The following is a 15097-nucleotide window of genomic DNA, read 5'->3' as shown; positions in this document are numbered from 1 at the left end:
AAATTCGCCACTTTCTGTATTTCTTCCGCCCAGCTTCGTTCAAATTGCCGAAACTACCGCTACAAACCGCATTGTGAAGCATTTTCTGCATGTGTATAACGATTTTGTAAAAGATAAAAGACGCCCATGCTTTGCCCTGAATCCCTTTCAGAAAGGAGGCTTTACTTTTGGAAGACGCCTTGTATGATTTTTTGAAGGAAAACCGAGAAGTACAACGCTTTTTCATGTCCCTCCCCGAACCGCTACAAAACGCCATGTCCGGCAGTATTCCGGCCACACCGTATACAAAGCCCTATGTGTCCTATATAAACTTATTATTAGAACCTGAAAATGAAACTTCTTCCCTTTAGGATTGCAAAAAATCCCATTTTGGTTTATAATAAGGCGTAAATTTTGCACGTTCAGCCGCGGTATCTCTCTTTATTCCAACTTCCGCGCTGTCATTTGAGAAAGGATGAACCAAGCATGGCTTTGAGCAACCTGATTTTACCGAAAGATTACACATCGAAGCTCGATATTATAGAGACCGAAATCGCAATCAAGCTCGCGAAGGATACCTTCGAGCGCGAGCTAGCCTCCGCCCTCTCCCTCACACGTGTATCCGCCCCCTTGTTCGTACAGCCGGAGACCGGCCTCAACGACGACCTCAACGGAGTGGAGCGGCCAGTGCAATTCGATGTGGCAGACATCCATGCCGACGTTCAAATTGTCCATTCCCTTGCCAAATGGAAGCGCATGGCGCTCGCCCGCTACGGGTTCCGCGCCGATACCGGCCTCTATACGGATATGAATGCCATCCGCCGGGATGAAGAGCTCGACAATCTCCACTCCGTCTATGTGGACCAATGGGACTGGGAGCGCGTCATCACTGCGGAAGAGCGCACCATGGAGACGCTTCAAAGCGCTGTCCATGCCATTATGGGGGTTCTGCATAAAACTCAAGCGGTCCTGACGGAGCGGTTCCCGGTTCTCGATTCCTATATTCCCGAGGAAATCACCTTTGTCTCCAGCCAGGAACTGGAAGACCGTTACCCGGATCTGACGCCGAAGCAGCGGGAGGACGCCGCCGCCAAGGAATACGGCGCGGTCTTTATCTCCCAGATCGGCGGCGCATTGAAATCCGGAAAGCCGCACGACGGCCGCGCTCCGGACTACGACGATTGGTCCCTGAACGGGGACATCATCATCTGGTATCCCATCCTGAACCGTGCGCTGGAACTCTCCTCCATGGGAATCCGCGTCGATGCGGAGGCGCTGCGCAAACAGCTTGCTGCGGCAGGCTGCGAAGAACGCGCACAGCTGCCGTTCCACAGCATGCTGTTGGAGGGCCGCTTGCCGCTCACCATGGGCGGCGGTATTGGGCAATCCCGCATTTGCATGGCGTTGCTGGAGAAGGCACACATCGGCGAGGTCCAGGCTTCTGTCTGGCCGGACAGCATGCGCAATGCCTGTGAAGGTTATGGAATCCATCTTCTTTAAAAGCCAATCAAAAAAGAACCTTATAAAAAAGGAGCGGCTGTACCGCTCCTTTTTTGCGTTCTATTCCGTTTTCTCCAATTCCTCTGGAGGACTTTTCTTGGGGACTTTCTTGGCGGGCCGCTCACCTGGCCTCGCTGCACGGGTCGGCGGCACGGTGGTTGCAATCCGTTTGAAGATGCAGGAAGCAAACGGTGCCAACGTGATGTCCAAGCAGTATTTGCCGCCCCGCATCTGGGCACGAAGCTCGCCTTCATTCGTCTTGCCCTTCCCGCCAAACGGCATTGCATCGGTATTCAGCATCTCCGCATAGACGCCATAATGATCGACCATCAGCGGGTAATGCATGTGCATGCGGTTCGAAAAATTGATGGCAATGTACAGTTCTTCTTTCGCCAGGTCGCTACGTTTATAGGCAAACACGCACCGGCTCGCATCGTTGACATCCAGCCACTGGAAGCTCTGTGCATTGTAATCCTCCTGATAGAGGGCGCTCTCCTCCAAATAGAGATGCTGCAACACCCGGAAATAGTTCCAAAATGCATCGTGCGCGGGATAGGTCAGAAGATTCCAGCCGAGTTCCTTCTTCTCATCCCATTCTTTAAACTCCGCCAGCTCATTGCCCATAAAATTGAGCTTTTTCCCCGGATGGGTAAACATATAGAGATAGAGGGTGCGGAGCTGATGGAATTTCTCCTCGTAATTCCCTGCAATTTTATCGATGATGGTCTTTTTCCCATGTACCACTTCATCGTGGGAGAACGGCAATAGATAGATGTCGTTGTAAAAATAGCTCATAGAGAAGCTGATTTTTGTATGCACGCCCGGACGCTGCGCGGGGGGCACCGATAGATAATCGAGTGTATCGTTCATCCAGCCTAGATCCCATTTGTAGTCAAAGCCCAAGCCTCCATATTCTACCGGCGCCGTCACCTTCAAATAATTCGAAGAGTCCTCTGCAATGAGCATAACATTTGGATGGCGCTTTTGAATGGCATAATTGCACGTCTTCAAGAACCATATGCCGCTTTCGTTTACCGCGTCATTGGTATTGCCGTTGCGGTAAATCAAATTTGCAACAGCGTCATACCGCACGCCGTCAAAATGATAATATGTCAGCCAAAAGTCCACCGCCGACCGCAAAAAACTGATGACATGTGGCTTTGAGAAGTCAAACAGCACCGTTCCCCACTCGCTGTAGCGCTGATCCTCATACTCGCTCTCATAGACAAATCCGCCGTCAAATTGGTGCAGCGCATAAAAATCGGAGACAAAATGGGTCGGGACAAAATCCATAATCACGCCAATCCCCTGCTCGTGGCAGCGGTTCACAAAATGCATCAGTTGTTTCGGATTTCCATACCGGCTTGTCGCGCTGAAATAGCCGGTCACCTGGTATCCCCAGGAACCGTCAAACGGATGCTCCGTCAAAGGCAACAATTCGATGTGGGTGTATCCCATCTCTTTTACATAGGGGATCAGCAATTCCGCCAGCTCATCGTACTGATAGAAGCGTTCGTCCTCCGGCTGGTCCTTGATCCGCCAGGAGCCCGCATGTGCTTCATAGATACTCAGCGGCCGGTTATAATTCTTGTTTCGGGTGCGCATCCAATTTCCATCCGTCCAGGGAAAATCGTTCAGGTTGTAGACATAGGAGGCTGTGTTTGGCCGCAGCTCGCTGTAAAAGGCAAACGGGTCCGCCCGGTCATAGGCTTCCCCTGAAGCAGTAAAGATCCGGTATTTATACATGTCCATCTCCTGGACTCCCTGTACAAAGATCGTCCAAACGCCGGAGGGCAATCGCTCCATATCGTAGCCTGTCCACCCGTTAAACGACCCGATCAACATGACCCGCGAGGCATTCGGCGCATAGACCGTAAACCGTGCGCCATCCTGGTCGTATTCATGGCTAAAATGCGCGCCAAATTCCTGATAGCCGTCCAGGGACGCCCCCTGCAAATATGCGTCAATCCTGTTGATATCCATCCGCTCTTCTCCTCTCTCAGGGGATTCGCAAATTCCCCTTTGCAAGTTTCAATCTATTGTGTCCCTAATATATCATATTCCACAAAAAAAATCTATATCCCATTTGTTTTTTCAACAAGTAATTGATAAAAGATGAAGCAAGGCGAATAATTTCTCCCCGGCCCTTGTTGCCGGTAGCCCCTGTGGCGAGCGCCAGGGAGCCAACCTATGATGGCAGAAACCAGCCGCAATATCACCGACAATTTCTCCTTGCTAGACGCAGCTTTTATCCTCATGGATTGATTATCGACACCCCATGGGACGGATAGAATCTCCCTTTTAATTAGCTTGAACTAACAAGGAGCGTCGCTTGCTTTCCTGGAAAAAGCACCATGATTGTTTGAATCATATCTGCTGTACGGCAAGCGTCCCACAATGATCTTGATCAAAAAGGAGGAGCAATCTGCGCCTTTCGTTTTTCCTCGCAAACCAACGAATGTTTTTCCATAGATAGAAACGTAAAATCCGCCGCATACCCACAAAATGTCAAAGTATGTTGGCAAAATCAAGCGGGGAATGCTCGCAAATTTTTGTCATTTCAGGTTTATTTCAGTCTGATCCTGTATTCTATTGTAAAAAGCAGGTTAAATCTCCCCATTGGGTAAAAAGAAAGGGAACCCCGCCACAGATGCGAAAGGGTTCCGGAAAGGAGCGTTGCCAAATGCAATTCCGGCACGAATGGAAGCATCTCATCAATTATGGAGACCATATCGAACTGAAACAACGCCTGTGTGCGGTCCTCTCCCCCGACCCCCACGCAGAGCCCAGCGGAACATATTCTGTCCGCAGCTTGTATTTTGACAACGTCTGTGATAAGGTGCTGCGGGAAAAGTTGAACGGGGTAAACAACCGGGAAAAATTTCGCATTCGCTATTACAAGGACGATCCATCGTTTCTGCGCTTGGAAAAAAAGCAGAAAACCGGCGGCCTATGCAGCAAGCTGACCGCGCCACTCACCCAAGCAGAAGCGCAGTCCATTGTGGAAGGGAAATGGGCATGGATGAAGGATGCGGCCGGCCGGCCTCTCTTGACGGAATTATACCAAAAGATGCTCTATCAAGGACTGCGCCCTAAGACCATCGTGGAATACCTCCGCGAACCCTTCCTCTATCCGGCCGGAAACGTGCGCATCACGTTGGACCATCACCTGCGCACAGGAATCCGCTGCGTTGATTTTCTGAATCCCGAGTGTCCTCTGGTTTCCACAGGAGATCCCTCTGTCATTCTGGAGGTGAAATGGGACGAATTCCTCCCCACACTGGTGCAGGATCTCGTCCAAATTCCAAACCGGCGCGTGACAGCCTTTTCAAAATACGCCGCCTGCCGTCTTTATGGTTAAGATTGATTTTATTTTAAAGGAGGATATTGCAATGACATTTTCCGATATTTTTAAATCCAGTTTTCTTGAAAACGTGACCAGTGTCTCTCTTTTTGATATGGCAATCGCCTTGCTCCTTGCATTTGGGCTTGGCATCTTCACCTTCCTGGTTTATAAGAAGACCTACAACGGCGTCATGTACTCCGCCGGCTTCGGGGTGACTTTGATTGCATTGACCATGATTACCACTTTGGTGATCTTGGCGGTCACGAGCAATGTGGTGCTTTCCCTGGGCATGGTCGGCGCGCTGTCCATCGTCCGCTTCCGCACCGCCATCAAAGAGCCGTTGGACATCGCCTTCCTGTTCTGGGCCATCGCGGTCGGCATCGTATTGGCCGCCGGTATGATTCCCCTGGCCGTGATCAGAAGCGTATGGATTGGCCTGGTGCTGCTGATCTTTGTCAACCGTAAGCCGCACACCAATCCATACATTGCTGTTGTAAACTGTTCCGACCATGCAGCCGAACAGCGGGCCGCCGCATATCTCAAAACGCAGACGCAGCGCATGGTTATCAAGGGAAAGACGGCTCAGAAAAACGCCATAGAGGTCAATTTTGAGGTGCGTCTCAAGGACGACAACACCGATTTTATCAATGTCCTTTCTGAAATGGAAGGAGTCCAAAGCGCCGTGTTGGTCAGTTACAACGGAGACTATATGGGATAGGGGTGAAACTATGACAAAGCATCCATATACCGATGTGGTGTGCTGGGTCCTCGTTGCGCTCACGCTGCTGGCGGCCGTTGTCTTTGTAAATGCGGATCAATTGGGAATCACGATCAGCCGGACAGAGATGCCCTATGTAGAGAAACTGTTCGACACCAATATGGTGCATAGCATCGATATTGTCGTAGACGAGGATGACTGGCAAAACCTTCTGGACAATGCCCAGGAAAAGGAATACATCACGTGTAGCATCGTGATCGATGGAACCGCGCTCAATAATGTCGGGATTCGCACCAAGGGAAATTCCTCTCTCAGCCAGGTCACTACGGACCGGTATAGCTTTAAGGTCGAATTTGACCACTACGACGCCCAAAACTACTATGGCCTGGACAAACTCTGCCTAAACAACCTCATCCAGGACAACACCTACCTAAAAGACTATATCTGTTATGATATGTTCCGCTCCATAGGCGTCGCCGCGCCGCTGTGCAGCTACACAACGCTGACCGTAAACGGGACATACTTCGGCTTCTATATGGCCGTCGAAGGGATTGAAGAGGCCTTTGCGGAACGCAATTTCGGCTCCGATTATGGCCTGCTTTACAAGCCCGACAGCATGAACGGGCAGGGTGGCGGTATGAGCAATTCCGACGATACCAAGCTTCTTTATCTGGGTGACGACTATGACAGCTATTCCCATATTTTTGACAATGCTACTTTTTCCATCACCGATGCCGATAAGGACCGGCTCATCGCCTCCATAAAACAACTAAACGAAGGAGCAAATCTGGAGGAAGTCCTGGACATCGACGCCGTGATCCGATACTTTGTCGTCCACAATTTCGTGCTCAATGGGGATAGCTACACCGGGAATATGATCCACAACTACTATCTCTACGAGGATGACGGCGTCCTCTCCATGATCCCTTGGGACTACAATTTGGCGTTTGGAGGATTCTCTTCCGGTGGCGGCGCAACCTCCCTGGTCAACTATCCCATCGACGACCCGCTTCTGAGCGGACAGATGGAGGATCGCCCCATGCTTTCCTGGATTTTTGAAGAGGATACGTATCTTGAGCGCTACCATTAGCCTTCCAGCGCAAAGGTGACCGTCACATCCCCACTACCAAGGGCTTCTTCCCAGCCTGCCAGGTCATTGATATGGCCCAAACGGGTATAACTCCAAGAATTGGAGCCATAAAACAACACTATTTGATTTCCCTGATACAGCACAATGTCCCCAGCTTGCGTAGTAGTCTGCTGATTGCTGGTAGGGAGGCTCGTTCCTAGCGGCCCCACTTTTTCAAAACCCGAATAGTCGCTCATTGCGATGGTAACAGGCCCCTGCTCCATCATTTCTATCAGAGCATCAACTGCTGTATTTTCCTCCAAAGTGGCGGTAAAGGTGCTCTCCCCGATCTGTACATACATCTGCATGCCGCTGTTTTCCTCCTCGTTGGTTTCATTTCCTACTGCTTCGGATTCCTGCGCTAAACTGGAAGGAGAAGCCCTGTCCAACTCGGGCCCGGCAGATTCTTGCTCCGATCCGGATACTCCCAGCACCGCAGACACTGCGGTTTCCGAGGATGTTTCCACTGGAGTGGAAGGGAGGTCTTCCAGACCGCTTGCTGCTTGTTCATTATTCCCACAACCTGCAAGCAACAGTGCCAAGGAAAAAACGGTAATAAACAGTAAGGATATCGCTTTCCTCATCATATTCACCACTCTCTTATACAGAAAATTTATAGAAATAGCTTAATAAAAACACTGATTCCAAAGGCACAAAGGATACCTCCAAAAATACGGTTCATCGTATGCAGTTGGAATTTGGCTGCTCTTCTTTTGACAAATTGTGTGAAAGTTGAAAGAGCCCCCCACCAAAAATAGGTCCCTAGGAACACACCCGCCACCAGTAGGATGCCGTTTATCCAGCCAGCTATTTCCGAAATTCCGAAGTAAGAAAACGCAAATAGAAAAGTCAAAATAGCCGCCGGATTGGTAATACCAATCGCGAAGGAAGTGAGGAACAATTTGCCCCCTTCCAAAGGTTCCTCCTGGGGGAGTTCTTTCTGTGGACAGAGCATCGTTTTTAGCCCCATGGCCAAGATCAGCACTCCGCCCAAAGCGGTAATAATCCCCTGGAAACGGAGCAGAAAGTCTGAGATAAGAGTCAGCCCAAAGGCCCCAATACAGGCATAGGCACAATCTGCCACAGAGGAACCGAAGCCTGTCAAAAGGCCGGCTTTCACTCCTGAGCTCCAGGTCCTTTGGACGGTTAGGGCGCCAACTGCTCCAAATGGAAGTCCAAATAAAAGGCCAATCAAAATTCCCCGCAGCAAATATTCCATACCATACCTCCTCTATGCAGAAAAGGGAGACTATGAGGCCTCCCTTTCCTTTCCATTACGCACAGGCACAGATGCCGCCAGCCCCCGGCTTTTGCACCTGAACTGTCCCTTTTGCTTCTTCAAGATCCCGGATAATTTCGCCTACCTCTGGCACAGTGATATGACCGGACAAAGGATTTTTTATGCTGAGAACTGGCGTTGTAATCGTAGCTTCCACCTCGCTGCGTTCAAAGGCCAGATCACAGCCGATCATTTCGCAATGAATGAGCTTCAATCCTTTGCAATAACACAGAGGCTGTGTACCGATGATTTTGCAATTTTCAAAGGTAACATTCTCGCAATACCAAGCCAAATACTCTCCTTTCACAATACTGTTGCGGACGGTGACATTTTTTGCATGCCAGAAAGCGTCCTTGGTATCGAAGATGCAATTTTCAAAAATAGAATTTTCGATATATTGGAAGGAGTATTTGCCCTTCATTCGTACATTTGTAAAGTGTAGGCCTGTAGAACGCATCATAAAATATTCGCTCTCGGCGGTGCAGTCTTTCATTTCCATATTGTGGACGGACCAGCCAAATTCCGGGGAATTTACATCGCATCCTGTCATTATTACATCGGCGCACTCCCGCAGGGCTTTGATGCCATGAAGTTTGGTGTTCCTAATGGAAATATGGTCGGAATACCACAGCGCTGCCCTGCAATGTTCCGTCATCTCTGAATCCCGGATCGTAAGGTTATGGTCATGCCAAAATGGATAGCGCAGATTAAAGAAGCCATGGGCCACTTCTACATTTTTGCACTCTTTAAAAGCACTTTCCCCATCAGCAGGGCCATCAAAGGAGCAGTCTTTCACCAGAATATCGTTGCTGCCATACAGGGCACGTTCTTCATCAAAAGTCTGATTTTGAATGGTTCTCATAGGATAACCTCCTAAAAATCTTATTGTCTTTTTTGCAATCGATAAACTAAATAGTCTAAACAGTCTATCTTTTTTTCTTCCCTGTGAAGCCGGTCTAACAGGCTTTTTCTATGGCCAGAGAGAAGGAGCAATTGTTTTTCTTCTTCGCCTTTGTCCCGGAGTTCCATAAATTGTTGTACCATTTCATCACTGCAACCGGCGTCTTCCAAATTTTGTTTCAAACTGTACTGGTATGGATTATCGGAGGAGTTCTCTTTTTCCTTACGCATTTTAACCACCATTGCTGATCACAACGATCTGATTTCCCCATCCTTCCAAAACGGGGTTATTCTCTACGGCATCCACAAACTCTTCTGTGGGATCAAATGTACCAATCCGCGTGTACTCTTCGTCGATGACAGCATCATGATAATAGAGCACTATACGGTTAGGGTCAGAGTAAAACACATCGCCCGCATGGGCCTGGGTTACGAGTTCACTATTGTCAGGGATCTCATACCGGCTGGGAATATCGTAATATTCCATAACGTCGGATTCATCATAGCTATATACTGGAAGCCGCCAATCAGAAGTGCCAACATAACCAGCGATGGCCGCAGCTGTGGAATTATCCTCCAAATGCATCACAAAGGGCTCCCCTTGATCACCAAACTGAACCGTCAATTCTGTGACATCCGAGCTTGGCGGATTCTCGTTCTCCTCACTGGATACATTATTCGCCTGAGATGAAGAAACGCGATTGTCCCCTGTGGATGAATCCGCATTGGATGAACCGGAGGAACTGTTGCATCCGGCCATCGCCATGCTGAGTACCAGCAGCAGACTTATTACAGCCACAAACTGTTTTTTCATACTGTTTCAGCTCCTTATTCTATTGAAATTTAAACATTCTACTGTTTATAGAAACGCTCCATTACAAACCTGCAATACCTGCCCTTTCACATGGCAACCCATCTTGCTAGCCAAATACAGGCAGGCATAGGCCTGATCCATAGGGTCGCATTCTGGACCAGGGAAGTAAACAAAATGGCCGCTATACTTGAGCATTTCCGCCCCGCCAGGTTGCTCCCCTGCTTTATTTGTCAAGTGTGCCGGAGTCACTGTAGCGCCTGGTGCCACCGCATTGCAACGGATATTGGTATCAATAAGGCGGATTGCCACGTTCTTGGTCAGTGTGTTCAAGGCTCCTTTGGTGGAGGTGTAAGCAGCCCCACAGAAGGGGCGAGTGCCATTGACGGAGGATACATTGATGATGACCCCATCGTTTTTAGGTAGGAAAATCTTCAACGCTTCGCGGATGTATCGGATAGGGCCGCCCAAATTGGTATTCATCACGTACATCATCCAGTCATCGTCGGTTTCGTCGATGATCTTCTGTTCCCCAATCCCGGCATTATTGATAAGGATGTCTACATCCCCAAATTCTTTGAGGGCAGTCTCAAATACCCGCTTGGTATCCTCGGTGGAACAGACATCGGCCACTATTCCAACCGCCTTTCCGCCCCTTTCGCGAATACCTTCTACAACAGCATCCAGCTTTTCTTTCCCACGGGCGGTGATAACTACCGCCGCACCTTCTTCTGCAAATAGTTCTGCCATCGTCCGGCCCATCCCATAGCTTGCACCAGTAATAATGGCGACTTTATCTTTAAGCATCTGTTGTTCCATAAAAAAGCCTCTTTTCTTTGTTGCGTTTCCCTTTCTATCTATAGTGTAACGTTCGGAAAGAGAAATATCAAATACTTATGTTTTATCGATTTCCATAATAAAATAGAATGGAAACGCCTTCATTCCTCCATCAAAGAAGTGAGAGGCGTTCTCCGAATCCTTCCCGCTGCGAGATAAGCAAACAGAAGGAACCATATAACCACAACTGCCCCCGGCAGCAATATAGTAAAGATTCCTGGACGAGAAGAAAAATTACTGATCCCCTCCAGACGCATGAGCACTGCCACCAACGGGTCGGTAAGAAAAGCACTGAAGATGGTTCCCAAAAAGCTGCCCAGCAGGGCAATCATTCCAAAACGCAAGGCAAAAGAGCGTCGAAGCTGCACGGTAGAGAATCCCAATGCACGGTAAATGCATAAATCTTTTTTCTCAGCCCGCAGGAGCTTTTCAGTGGTCAAAAGCGTGACAATCAACACGAAAAGGGTCACCATGGCGTATAGGAAAATCATCAAAAGCTGCATAGCCGTAAGGATTCCTGCAAGTCCTGGCCAGGAATTTTCATGCAGGTATACATCCCCGCCATAAGTGTCTTGAAGGGCCTGCATGATTGCCGGCTGGAGGGAGGAATCTTCCAGGAAATAATGGGTACACCACATAGTGGGAGATTCCTCTCCAATCAGGTCATATCCAGCCCGGTTCATACCGATATTGGCTCCCATATCGTTGGCACACTGGTAAATGCCGCTGACCACATACTCCCTGCTGTCCAAGCCGCCTGTAATGGTAACCGTATCCCCTACAGAGACGCCTAAATCTGCGGCTACAAATTCTGTGAGCGTTACTTCATTTACCTGCCGGCAGGTTTGCCCTGAAAGCAGATGGAACCGTTCTGCATCTGTGATAACATTCGCTGTTACATCCACACCGTTTATAGAAACGCTGGGCATCCCTAGCATGTAGGAATCCGTAATAGCTGTATAGCTGGCAATGGTCTGTTCAATCTCTTCCATCCCGGTTTCCCCCATAGGTTGGACAGCAATGTGCAGATCAGCCGGGTTAAATGCATCCATCAATCCCTCGCCATTCGGCCCCAGCCAAGCATCCACCCGGCCGGTAAGAGAGGCGAAAAAGGCCAACAACAATGCCACCAGGCACGCCCCAATATACCGGCGCTTACCGCTGGAAAGCTGTCGGAGGGCAAGCCAGAAAGGAAGCCCTTCTTTTTGAATGAGGAAAGCCGCCTTTTTGCTTTTTTGGGCTTCCTTCCAAGTCCCCCGGATAGCGCTGACAGGGGAAATCCGGCTGATCCGCCTGGTGTAGAGCCAAACGAAACCCATCAGCAGAAAAAGGACCGCTGCCAAAGCCGCTAAGCAGTCCCCTATGGGCAGTGAGGAAGGAAGCAATAGGCCCGTAGTTGTCACCGTCATCTGGGAAGTAAGCCGAGTTGCCGGGAGCGAGAGCAGCATCCCCGCCACCATACCGCATAAGGCTGTAATAAGGTACTGCAAAAGCTGTATTCCTCGCAGCTTCCCACTGGTGGCCCCCAAGGTTTTGAGAACCCCCATATTGGTATAGTCCTGTTCGATAGTACTGCCAATGCTGTGGGAAAGCACCGCCATAGATGCCAAAAGCAAGATCGCTACAAAGGCAAGCAGCAGGCTGGCGAACACATTCTGTAGTGTCAGCATAAAACCGGAAATGGCTTCACGGCTGTGGGTGAATTCTACATAGCCTTGCAAGCTTGTTTTTTCATTGAGGACTGCATTAAACTGCGAAGCTGCCAAATCGCTTCCCTCTGACTGGAAAATATGCAGCATAAACCCTTCACGCGCCAGGCCGTCCGCGCCAGCATCACGAATCATCCCTGCGATCTCTTCATGGTCCTGCCTACAGATGAGAAAGCCTTTCATCCCGATCATCGAGCTACCCATAAAGGGGTCTTCAAAAAAGCCAGCGACCGTGAAAGCCATATCTCCCCCGCTGCGGGCAATAGGAAAGGTAATCGTATCCCTGACCTGGATGTCAAACATGGATGCCATGGAGGCAGGGACATATATTTCCCCCGGTGCGATTCCCATGGGGGCATCGCTATAATTGGACAAGCTATCCATGAAAAATTTATATGGATACTGCACCGGGTCATAAGTGATCAGCTGCCCTTCACTATCTGACTCCTGGGTCCCTATTTCATATTCAGAGAAGATAAGGGATTGTACCCCTACGGAATCCACCTCATCTAAGGCAGAAATTTCGTCCACCAAAGGGGCGGCATCTGGGAGCCCAGATACCCAAGCCGTCAAATTGCCGTAACCCAGACGGCTCATTTCGCTGTTTACATAGCGGCTGGAATTTAGGGCTACTGCCAGGACGGTTCCTAAAGATAAGGAAACCAAAAGGATCAAAATGAACACGCCCAGCACAGTTCCCCGGTGGGATTTGAGATTCGCTTTCAGTAATGTTCTGATTTCCATCTCCCATCCCTCCTTACCAGGAAAGCGAGCGCAGCCATGTGCTGACTGTTTCTTCCCGTTCTTTGGCTATTTGTGCATCAAAGGGCGGCAAGGGCATTTCATCCAGGATTTTTCCATCTTCCAGATAGAGGATGCGATCTCCCCGGATAGCCGCTTTCACATCATGGGTCACCATAAGGATACTTTGCCCTTCCCGATTTAAGGAAGTAAGCAGCTCCATGACTTCTTCGCTATTTCTCCGGTTAAGCGCACCAGTGGGTTCGTCCGCAAACAGCAATCCCGGCCGGTTAACCATCGCTCTGGCAATGGCCGCCCTCTGGGACTCGCCTCCGGAAGCTTGGGCGGGCAGGCGGTCTTTGGCACTTTCTACATGCATCCGAGCTAGTAGGGATTCTGCCTGCTCCCTTACCTCTTTGTCAGTCTTTCCTTTCTCCAGGTATCCGGCTACCGCTACATTTTCAAACAAGGTCAGGTTACTCACCAAATATGTCTGTTGAAACACAAAGCCAAATTCCCTGGCCCGCAATGAGGCCATCCTTTTTTCCGAAAGGGTTCCCAGTTCCTGATCCCGGTACAGCACTTTTCCGCTACTAAGCGTATCCATGCCACTAAGAGCATAGAGGAGGGTGGATTTGCCGGCCCCAGACGGTCCCATAATGATGGTAAAATCTCCCTGATAGATTTCTATGCTAATCCGGTTGAGTATCGGTTCCTGCCTATCGGGATAAGTTTTTACGATTTCCTTTGCTGTGAGCAACGCTTCTTTCATACGGCCTCCTCCATTTCCGTTTGGATGGTTGAGACAATCATGGACTTTTTCCCTGTTTCAGGATTGGGCAGGATCGCGTCTACAAACCGCACATAGAATTGTACATACCCGAGATGTTTCCCTTGCAAGATTCCCTTCATCTGCCGGAGGATTTCCGCTTCAATAGCAGGCTTTCGCTCTTCGAAAGCGGCCTCCGCGAGCATTTCAAACGCATCCGGTGCTGTTTGTCGAAATTGATAATCAAGCAAACCCTCGATACAGAATCCTTCTACTGCTAGGGGATGCAAGAAATCCCGACGCCCAGCGGTATCTTCGAACCACAGCAGATCTTCATTTCTCCCCAGTAGAATTTCAGCACGGCTAAACGGGCTGCCCGGCATGGGCTCTTTAAGCACTAGATGATCTGAAAGCCGGTAGCGGATAAGCGGCTGCGCAAAATTATAAAGGCTTGTAAGGTACATAACGCCATTTTCCACTTCAATAATATTCAGGTCATCAAACAGCAGCATACCATCTTCCGTCCCGGTCTCTACGCCAAGGGCCAGGGATTCACTGGCCCCATAGATATTGATGACGGGGCATTTAAAGCTTCTTTCAAGGAATTTCCGCAAGCCGCTGCCTAAAGGTTCCCCACAGGAGATAACCCGTTTGATTTGCACCTGTACCTTTCCATCCTCTACGAATTCCGCCAAAATCTTAATAGCGGACGGATAGCCGATGATTATATTCGGCTGAAATTTATGTACGCTATCGATCCAATCATCCAAGGGGGTCTTGATATCCAGATACATCTGTTTTGCCCCCACGCCGTCAATGCCATCCCCTACCGCCATAGCCCCTCCATAACGTCCATCTGTGGCAGCTATGTAAATAATCCGGGGCCTTCCCGCCAACAATTTTAGGATCTGTAGGATGGTCATATTCCACAAGGCGCCTCGGATAATACCAAGCAACATCGTATGCCAAGCAGCTTCATCATAAATAAAATATCCGGGTTTTCCTGTACTGCCCGAAGAATGAACTACATGGTATTTCCCTAAATAGGGGCGGCGGTCCGCCGTGTTTTCTGCATCAAATTTCCGCAGTTGCTCTTGGTTCAGCCCCGGTATCGTGATGAGCTCCTCAAAATGCTCCATCAAAATGGTTTTGTCTATAGTGGGGAACGCGGATAGGGGCAGCCTGTCCAGCTGTTTTTCTGTGATGCCTGCCTCTTCAAAGGTGTGCCGGTAAAAAGCGGAACGTTCCCAAACAAAATGGAGCAATGCCCGGAGTTTTTGATTTTGCAGCTCCCTCATTTGTGTTTCTGACAAACGGGTATTTTTCATAAAGGCAAACAAATCCCTCAGTGTTTTCAGATAGTCCATATTCATTGCTCC

15 protein-coding genes are annotated in these 15097 nt (G+C 49.4%); 5 read left to right on the top strand and 10 right to left on the bottom strand.

The window, feature by feature from the left end:
- Nucleotides 1–167: 167 nt before the first annotated feature.
- Together I2G69_RS04685 and asnA are read left to right on the top strand one after the other, a co-directional pair.
- Nucleotides 168–350 carry a hypothetical protein gene (locus tag I2G69_RS04685; protein ID WP_195560316.1) on the top strand — a complete coding sequence of 61 codons (183 nt, stop codon included), beginning with the start codon at nucleotides 168–170 and terminating at the stop codon, nucleotides 348–350.
- Between the two features lie 115 nt (nucleotides 351–465).
- Complete coding sequence (gene asnA / locus I2G69_RS04680; protein WP_087233136.1) at nucleotides 466–1479, top strand: aspartate--ammonia ligase; 1014 nt, start codon at nucleotides 466–468, stop codon at nucleotides 1477–1479.
- A 60-nt stretch (nucleotides 1480–1539) separates the two neighbouring features.
- On the opposite strand, the gene glgB is transcribed toward asnA, so the two are convergent.
- On the bottom strand, nucleotides 1540–3462 hold the full coding sequence (gene glgB / locus I2G69_RS04675; RefSeq protein ID WP_195560315.1) for a 1,4-alpha-glucan branching protein GlgB: 1923 nt from the start codon (nucleotides 3460–3462) through the stop codon (nucleotides 1540–1542).
- 700 nt (nucleotides 3463–4162) lie between these two features.
- Between glgB and I2G69_RS04670 the strand changes: the two genes are divergently transcribed.
- The 3 genes from I2G69_RS04670 to I2G69_RS04660 are packed head-to-tail and all read left to right on the top strand — an operon-like array spanning nucleotide 4163 to nucleotide 6633.
- Nucleotides 4163–4840, top strand: a complete 678-nt coding sequence (locus I2G69_RS04670) for a polyphosphate polymerase domain-containing protein (RefSeq protein WP_195560314.1) — start codon at nucleotides 4163–4165, stop codon at nucleotides 4838–4840.
- 31 nt (nucleotides 4841–4871) lie between these two features.
- A complete protein-coding gene (locus I2G69_RS04665) occupies nucleotides 4872–5543 on the top strand; it encodes a DUF4956 domain-containing protein (protein ID WP_195560313.1) in 672 nt (223 codons plus the stop codon).
- Nucleotides 5544–5553: 10 nt separating this feature from the next.
- Nucleotides 5554–6633, top strand: coding sequence for a CotH kinase family protein (locus tag I2G69_RS04660; RefSeq protein ID WP_195560312.1), 1080 nt, complete (start codon nucleotides 5554–5556; stop codon nucleotides 6631–6633).
- Here I2G69_RS04660 and I2G69_RS04655 read toward each other — a convergent pair.
- From I2G69_RS04655 to I2G69_RS04615, 9 genes are all read right to left on the bottom strand, one after another.
- A complete protein-coding gene (locus I2G69_RS04655; protein ID WP_237966529.1) occupies nucleotides 6630–7259 on the bottom strand; it encodes a cyclophilin-like fold protein in 630 nt (209 codons plus the stop codon). The two genes, I2G69_RS04660 and I2G69_RS04655, sit on opposite strands and share 4 nt — an antisense overlap.
- A gap of 26 nt (nucleotides 7260–7285) precedes the next feature.
- Complete coding sequence (locus I2G69_RS04650; RefSeq protein ID WP_087233121.1) at nucleotides 7286–7891, bottom strand: LysE family translocator; 606 nt, start codon at nucleotides 7889–7891, stop codon at nucleotides 7286–7288.
- A gap of 55 nt (nucleotides 7892–7946) precedes the next feature.
- The gene (locus tag I2G69_RS04645; RefSeq protein ID WP_087233118.1) at nucleotides 7947–8813 is read right to left on the bottom strand and encodes a DUF3737 family protein; all 867 of its coding nucleotides are present in this window, start codon (nucleotides 8811–8813) and stop codon (nucleotides 7947–7949) included.
- Between the two features lie 20 nt (nucleotides 8814–8833).
- On the bottom strand, nucleotides 8834–9082 hold the full coding sequence (locus I2G69_RS04640; protein ID WP_191363060.1) for a hypothetical protein: 249 nt from the start codon (nucleotides 9080–9082) through the stop codon (nucleotides 8834–8836).
- 1 nt (nucleotide 9083) lies between these two features.
- Complete coding sequence (locus I2G69_RS04635) at nucleotides 9084–9665, bottom strand: cyclophilin-like fold protein (RefSeq protein WP_191405732.1); 582 nt, start codon at nucleotides 9663–9665, stop codon at nucleotides 9084–9086.
- A gap of 45 nt (nucleotides 9666–9710) precedes the next feature.
- On the bottom strand, nucleotides 9711–10481 hold the full coding sequence (locus I2G69_RS04630) for an SDR family NAD(P)-dependent oxidoreductase (protein WP_087233112.1): 771 nt from the start codon (nucleotides 10479–10481) through the stop codon (nucleotides 9711–9713).
- Nucleotides 10482–10600: 119 nt separating this feature from the next.
- Nucleotides 10601–12952 (bottom strand): FtsX-like permease family protein, encoded by a 2352-nt coding sequence (locus tag I2G69_RS04625; protein WP_195560311.1) that lies wholly within the window; start codon nucleotides 12950–12952, stop codon nucleotides 10601–10603.
- Nucleotides 12953–12965: 13 nt separating this feature from the next.
- Entirely contained in the window at nucleotides 12966–13721 is a 756-nt protein-coding gene (locus I2G69_RS04620; protein WP_087233109.1) for an ABC transporter ATP-binding protein, read from the bottom strand.
- A complete protein-coding gene (locus I2G69_RS04615; protein ID WP_195560310.1) occupies nucleotides 13718–15085 on the bottom strand; it encodes a phenylacetate--CoA ligase family protein in 1368 nt (455 codons plus the stop codon). The genes I2G69_RS04620 and I2G69_RS04615 overlap by 4 nt, the downstream gene beginning before the upstream one ends.
- Nucleotides 15086–15097 lie beyond the last annotated feature (12 nt).

The organism is Anaeromassilibacillus sp. D41t1_190614_C2 (genome assembly GCF_015558525.1).
Lineage (GTDB): Bacteria > Bacillota > Clostridia > Oscillospirales > Acutalibacteraceae > Anaeromassilibacillus > Anaeromassilibacillus stercoravium.
Note: the sequence above shows the minus strand (reverse complement) of the source record. Positions and strands in the feature narration are given on the sequence as shown.

Excerpts from the sequence above, each read along its gene's own strand:
- I2G69_RS04655 (WP_237966529.1), bottom strand. The coding sequence starts at position 7,259 with ATGATGAGGAAAGCGATATCCTTACTGTTTATTACCGTTTTTTCCTTG.
- asnA (WP_087233136.1), top strand. The coding sequence starts at position 466 with ATGGCTTTGAGCAACCTGATTTTACCGAAAGATTACACATCGAAGCTC.
- I2G69_RS04630 (WP_087233112.1), bottom strand. The coding sequence starts at position 10,481 with ATGGAACAACAGATGCTTAAAGATAAAGTCGCCATTATTACTGGTGCA.
- I2G69_RS04650 (WP_087233121.1), bottom strand. The coding sequence starts at position 7,891 with ATGGAATATTTGCTGCGGGGAATTTTGATTGGCCTTTTATTTGGACTT.
- I2G69_RS04620 (WP_087233109.1), bottom strand. The coding sequence starts at position 13,721 with ATGAAAGAAGCGTTGCTCACAGCAAAGGAAATCGTAAAAACTTATCCC.
- I2G69_RS04640 (WP_191363060.1), bottom strand. The coding sequence starts at position 9,082 with ATGCGTAAGGAAAAAGAGAACTCCTCCGATAATCCATACCAGTACAGT.
- I2G69_RS04645 (WP_087233118.1), bottom strand. The coding sequence starts at position 8,813 with ATGAGAACCATTCAAAATCAGACTTTTGATGAAGAACGTGCCCTGTAT.
- I2G69_RS04670 (WP_195560314.1), top strand. The coding sequence starts at position 4,163 with ATGCAATTCCGGCACGAATGGAAGCATCTCATCAATTATGGAGACCAT.
- I2G69_RS04665 (WP_195560313.1), top strand. The coding sequence starts at position 4,872 with ATGACATTTTCCGATATTTTTAAATCCAGTTTTCTTGAAAACGTGACC.
- I2G69_RS04615 (WP_195560310.1), bottom strand. The coding sequence starts at position 15,085 with ATGGACTATCTGAAAACACTGAGGGATTTGTTTGCCTTTATGAAAAAT.
- I2G69_RS04660 (WP_195560312.1), top strand. The coding sequence starts at position 5,554 with ATGACAAAGCATCCATATACCGATGTGGTGTGCTGGGTCCTCGTTGCG.
- glgB (WP_195560315.1), bottom strand. The coding sequence starts at position 3,462 with ATGGATATCAACAGGATTGACGCATATTTGCAGGGGGCGTCCCTGGAC.
- I2G69_RS04635 (WP_191405732.1), bottom strand. The coding sequence starts at position 9,665 with ATGAAAAAACAGTTTGTGGCTGTAATAAGTCTGCTGCTGGTACTCAGC.
- I2G69_RS04625 (WP_195560311.1), bottom strand. The coding sequence starts at position 12,952 with ATGGAAATCAGAACATTACTGAAAGCGAATCTCAAATCCCACCGGGGA.